The following is a 4,734-nucleotide window of genomic DNA, read 5'->3' on the forward strand; positions in this document are numbered from 1 at the left end:
GAGGAAAGGCCAGATGGCGGAGAAGAGACGCAAATACGATGCGGAGTTCCGTGAGGGAGCGGTCCGGATCGTGCGTGAGACCGGGCGGCCGGTCGCGCAGGTGGCCCGTGAGCTGGGGGTCAACGAGGGCACGCTGACCACGTGGGTGGCCCGGGATCGGCAGCAGCGTGAGGGCGGCGACAGTGATCGGCTCAGTGAGTCCGAGCGTGAGGAGTTGCTGCGGTTGCGGCGGGAGAACGCCGAGCTTGCGATGGAGCGTGATGTGCTCAAGCGATCAGTGGTCCTGTGGGTGAAGGAGGCGACCAAGTGAGCGTGGCCGGGTTCATCGCCTCCCAGAGGACCGAACACGGTGTGCCGCACGCTGTTTCCTGCCGTGCCCTGGATGTGAGCGAGTCGTGGTTCTACAAGTGGAACGACCGTGAGCCCACCGAGCGCCAGCAGCGCCGTGAACAGCTGACCGCGGCGATCGACAAGGAGTTCGTCGATTCCGGCCGCACCTACGGCAGCCCGCGGATCGGTCTCGAATTGCGGGAGAAGGGCTGGCGGGTCTCCGACAACACCATCGCCGCGCTGATGGCTGAAAATGGTTGGGTAGCAAGGAAAGTAAAACGTAGGCACTCGACCACCCGGCAGGGTAAGCGGCAGTCCGCGCCGGATCTGGTGCATCGCCAGTTCACCGCCGTCGCCCAGGACGTGCTGTGGGTCGGCGATGTCACCGAGATCGTCACCGACGAGGGGAAACTGTATTTGGCGTCGGTGGAAGACCGGTTCTCCGGTCGGCTGCTCGGCTACGCCACCAGTGCCCATCATGACGCCGAACTGGCTTGTGCCGCACTTAAAATGGCTGCTGTCACGCGAGGCGGTTTCGACGTCATCGACGGGGTGATCTTCCACTCCGACCGTGGCAGTGAATACACCGCCGCGGCCACGAACGCCTTGTGCCGGCATTTGGGTGTGGTGCAGTCGATGGGCCGGGTCGCCTCGGCCCTGGACAACTCGCCCGCGGAATCGTTCAACTCCACCCTGAAAGTCGAGTTCGTGCACCGGCACCGTTTCCGCACCCGCGCCGAGGCCGCGTTGCGGATCGTCACCTGGATCACCGGCTTCTACAACCCGACCCGACGCCACAGCCTGTGCGGCGGAATGTCGCCGATCAACTACGAAACCCACATGGCCGCCGTCCGCGCGGCCTCGGCGGCGGCCCTGTCACGAGACCAGGCCGCATAAAGGAGCCTCCACGCTTCGAAGGGATTGACACCACCTCCGCCGAGTCCCGCATAACTGGCCGGATACGGGCGGATGCCCGGACCCGAAAGGGTGCTGACGTGGGCCGGGTGAGCCTGTGAAGAACGCTGTTGAACAGGAACCGGAACCGAAGGGCAAGTTGGACACCGTGACGGTCATACCCGCTGCCGATCCGGCTGCGATCAGCACCGCTTCGGTGAATGGACCGGAGGACAATCCGCTCGACTGGGATACCGTCGACTGGCAGGCCCAGGAAGAGTCAGTACGGTGCGGCAGAGAATCTTCACGGCATCGCAGGCAGGGGACCTCAAAAGGGTCCGCAACTTGCAGAAACTGATGCTCCGCTCTCGCGCTAACACGCTGGTCAGCGTGCGACGGGTCACGGAGATCAACGCAGGACGCAAGACGGCCGGGGTCGACGGTCGGGTGGTCCTGACCTCCTCGGGCAAGGCGGAACTGGCCCACTGGGTCCAGCACCGGACGAGCCCGCGCAGGGCCCGGCCCGTCAAGCGGGTGTATATCCCCAAGCCAGGCGGCAAGAGACGCCCGCTCGGCATTCCCGACCACCGCCGACAGGATCGTGCAGGCGGCTGCGAAGCTGGTGTTGGAACCTATTTCCGAAGCGGATTTCAAGCCGTGTTCGTATGGGTTTCGGCCACGACGACGCGCGCAGGACGCTATCGCCGAGATCCACCACTTCACCTCGGGAAACAAGGGATACGAGTGGGTCTTCGAGGCAGACATTACTGCCTGTTTCGACGAAATCTCGCATGCCGCACTGATGAATCGGGTGCGGATGCGGGTCGGCGACAAGCGGATGCTGGCGTTGGTCAAGGCGTTCCTGAAGGCCGGGATCCTCTCCGAGGACTGCGGTGCATCGGGAAACGCCGACCGGCACGCCCCAGGGTGGCATCCTGTCACCGCTGCTGGCCAACATCGCCCTCTCGGTTCTGGATGAGCACTTCACCGGCAAATGGGAAGAGTTCGACACGAACTGGAAGCGCACCAAGCACAGGCGCGCCGGAGGCGCCACCTATCGGATCGTCCGCTACGCGGACGATTTCGTGGTGCTGGTCAACGGCACTCGCGCCCAGGCCGAAGCGCTATGGGATGAGGTCGAGGCGGTGCTCGCGCCGATGAGCCTGCGCTTATCGGAGGAGAAGACAGGAATCCGTCACATCGACGAGGGCTTCGAGTTCTTGGGCTTCCGCATCCAGCGGAGGCCCAAACCGGGCAGCAGAAAGCGGTTCGTCTACACCTGGCCGTCGAAGAAGTCGCTGGCTTCGATCATCGGCAAGGTCCGAAACCTGACGCGCCGCAACTCGCATCGAACACTGGCCACCCTGCTACGGCGGGTCAATCTCGTCATGCGGGGCTGGTGCAACTATTTCAAGCACGGGGTGTCCAAGCGCACCTTCTGCTACGTCGACCACTTCGCGTTCATGAGGGTCGGAAGCTGTCAATCCGGATGAGACCGGTCATGCCACGAATTCTGTGTTGATGTTCTCCTTCGCGGGATCGTTGATCCAGGCCGCCGTGGGCAGCTTGGGCGGGGTTGGCGGCCGCCGGAATCGGCCCGGGTTGGCCGCGTAGGCGGCGGCCAGCACGGTGGCTCGCTCGGCGCGGATCTGATGGGCCGTGCCGTCGTGAACCGTTGCGGGCGTGTGCAGTCCGATCCCGGAGTGCCGGTGATGGTTGTTGTAGTAGGTGAAGAACGCCTCGCAGAACCGGCGTGCCTCGGTGATCGAGGCGAACCGGTCCGGGAACGCCGGACAGTACTTCAGGGTCTTGAAATTCGCTTCCGAGTACGGGTTGTCATTGCTGACGTGCGGGCGCGAGTGCGACCGAGTGATGTGCAGGTCGATCAATAGGTCGGCCACCGGTTTGCTGATCATCGGGCCGCCGTTGTCGGCGTGGACGTAGTCCGGCACGACCCCGTCGTTCGCCGCGATCGCGGTCGAGCTGGAATTGCTTTGCGATCCACTGGGATTCACGCGGGATCACCGTCCAATGAACGGCCTTGCGGGAGAAGATGTCCAGCATCACCAGCAGCACGTAGTAGACGCCCCGGGTCGGTCCGGGCAGTTTCGTCGCGTCCCAGGACCACACTTGGTTCGGGCCGTGCGCGACAAGCTCGGGCTTGGTCCGGGCCGGATGGGTGGCCTGGCGGCGGCGTTCACGCACTTCGCCGTGAGCGCGCAGCAGTCGATACATCGTCGAGATCGAACACAGATACCGGCCCTCGTCCAGCAGGATCGCCCACACCTGCGCCGGGGACTTGTCCACGAACCGGTCGCTGCGCAGCTGGGCCAGCACCGCAGCCCGCTCAGCCGCGGTCAGCGCGGCCGGATGCACGACCGTCCGCCGCGGCCCCTGCCGGGGCGGTTGCGGGTGGCGGTGTCGATGCAGGGTGGCGCGCGACTTGCCGGTCAACCGGCATGCCGCGCGCTGCCCGACCAGCGCCTCCAGCTCGGCGGTGGCGGCGTCGATCACTTCGACGGCCCGGTCTCGGAATCCGCGCTGCCGGAGAGCATCTCCAGCAGCTCGACAGCTTTTCCCAGCACAGCCATCGCCTTGTCCTTGCGCTCGAGCTCCGCCCGCAAGCGCGCGTTCTCCGCTTCCAGCTTCTCCGCCCGGCGATCGGCCTCGGATTTCACCGGCTTCGGCCCGGTTGCCTTGGCCGCCAACGCATTCAATGCACCCGCATCGCGCGCACGACGCCACTCGATCACATGAGAGTGATACAGACCCTCCCGCCGCAACAACGCACCCCGAGCCCCCGGCTCGGTCAGCATCTCGTACTCGGCCACGATCGCCAGCTTGTACTCCGGCGTGAACGACCGCCGCTTCGGCCGCGCCGGCCCCGCCCCCTTCTTCTTCGGCTTCCCCGCCGCGCCGCCACCAGTCGGCAGATCGGCCGCACCCATCGTCACCTTGCTCGATATCCCTGAACTCGCCCTACATCACCTACAGGAAAGATACAGACCGACTGGTCTCATCCGAGTCTGACAGGTAGGGGGTCGCGTATTGGCTGCGCAAACGGCATTTCGGTTTGACCTGGGGAACGCTACGCCGCCGATTCTGGCCGAACTGGCAGATCAGCGACCGCCGCGTTTAGCTGTTCCGACCACGAGAGGTGACGGTCAGCCGCTACCGATGTCGAGGCTCGAAAATCCCTGCACCATGGTCAGATTGGCAACCCGGCACCGACCACGCGCCAGCGGCTTGAACACGTGGAGAGCCGGATGCGTGGAGACAGTGCGCCGTCTAACTCGGCGCCAGATCGCCCCTACAGGGGGCAGAGGTTCGGAAGGAGGTGACCTCTGGGCCACCCGCCTTACCTGAACGGGAAACCGGGAGGGGACAACAGCATGGCGGGAAAGCGCGGGGTGCCGAGGAGACGCCGAAGGCACGGTCGTGCAAGGCCCGCGTGATATGGCGAAGGCCAGACTGCTTGAAGCCCAGTTTCCAGCGGTGCAAATGTCACAC

At 65.0% G+C, this 4,734-nt stretch carries 3 protein-coding genes and 3 pseudogenes; 5 read left to right on the forward strand and 1 reads right to left on the reverse strand.

The window, feature by feature from the left end:
• The 5 genes and pseudogenes from NA4_RS37280 to NA4_RS44120 form a co-directional block, all read left to right on the forward strand.
• A partial coding sequence (locus tag NA4_RS37280; protein WP_218022520.1) for a transposase occupies positions 1–310 on the forward strand: 310 nt, incomplete at its 5' end.
• Positions 307–1,227 carry an IS3 family transposase gene (locus NA4_RS37285; protein ID WP_067480763.1) on the forward strand — a complete coding sequence of 307 codons (921 nt, stop codon included), beginning with the start codon at positions 307–309 and terminating at the stop codon, positions 1,225–1,227. The genes NA4_RS37280 and NA4_RS37285, both read left to right, overlap by 4 nt.
• A 285-nt stretch (positions 1,228–1,512) precedes the next feature.
• Positions 1,513–1,647 (forward strand): annotated as a pseudogene (locus tag NA4_RS43955) (reverse transcriptase N-terminal domain-containing protein); the annotation flags it as partial.
• Between the two features lie 108 nt (positions 1,648–1,755).
• Positions 1,756–2,077, forward strand: a pseudogene (locus NA4_RS44115) (reverse transcriptase domain-containing protein); the annotation flags it as partial.
• 40 nt (positions 2,078–2,117) lie between these two features.
• Complete coding sequence (locus NA4_RS44120; protein WP_067480766.1) at positions 2,118–2,717, forward strand: reverse transcriptase domain-containing protein; 600 nt, start codon at positions 2,118–2,120, stop codon at positions 2,715–2,717.
• Between the two features lie 6 nt (positions 2,718–2,723).
• Here NA4_RS44120 and NA4_RS41085 read toward each other — a convergent pair.
• Positions 2,724–4,172: pseudogene (locus NA4_RS41085) on the reverse strand (IS3 family transposase).
• Between the last annotated feature and the right edge of the window lie 562 nt (positions 4,173–4,734).

Source organism: Nocardia amamiensis NBRC 102102, assembly GCF_001612745.1.
In the GTDB taxonomy this organism is placed as follows: domain Bacteria; phylum Actinomycetota; class Actinomycetes; order Mycobacteriales; family Mycobacteriaceae; genus Nocardia; species Nocardia amamiensis.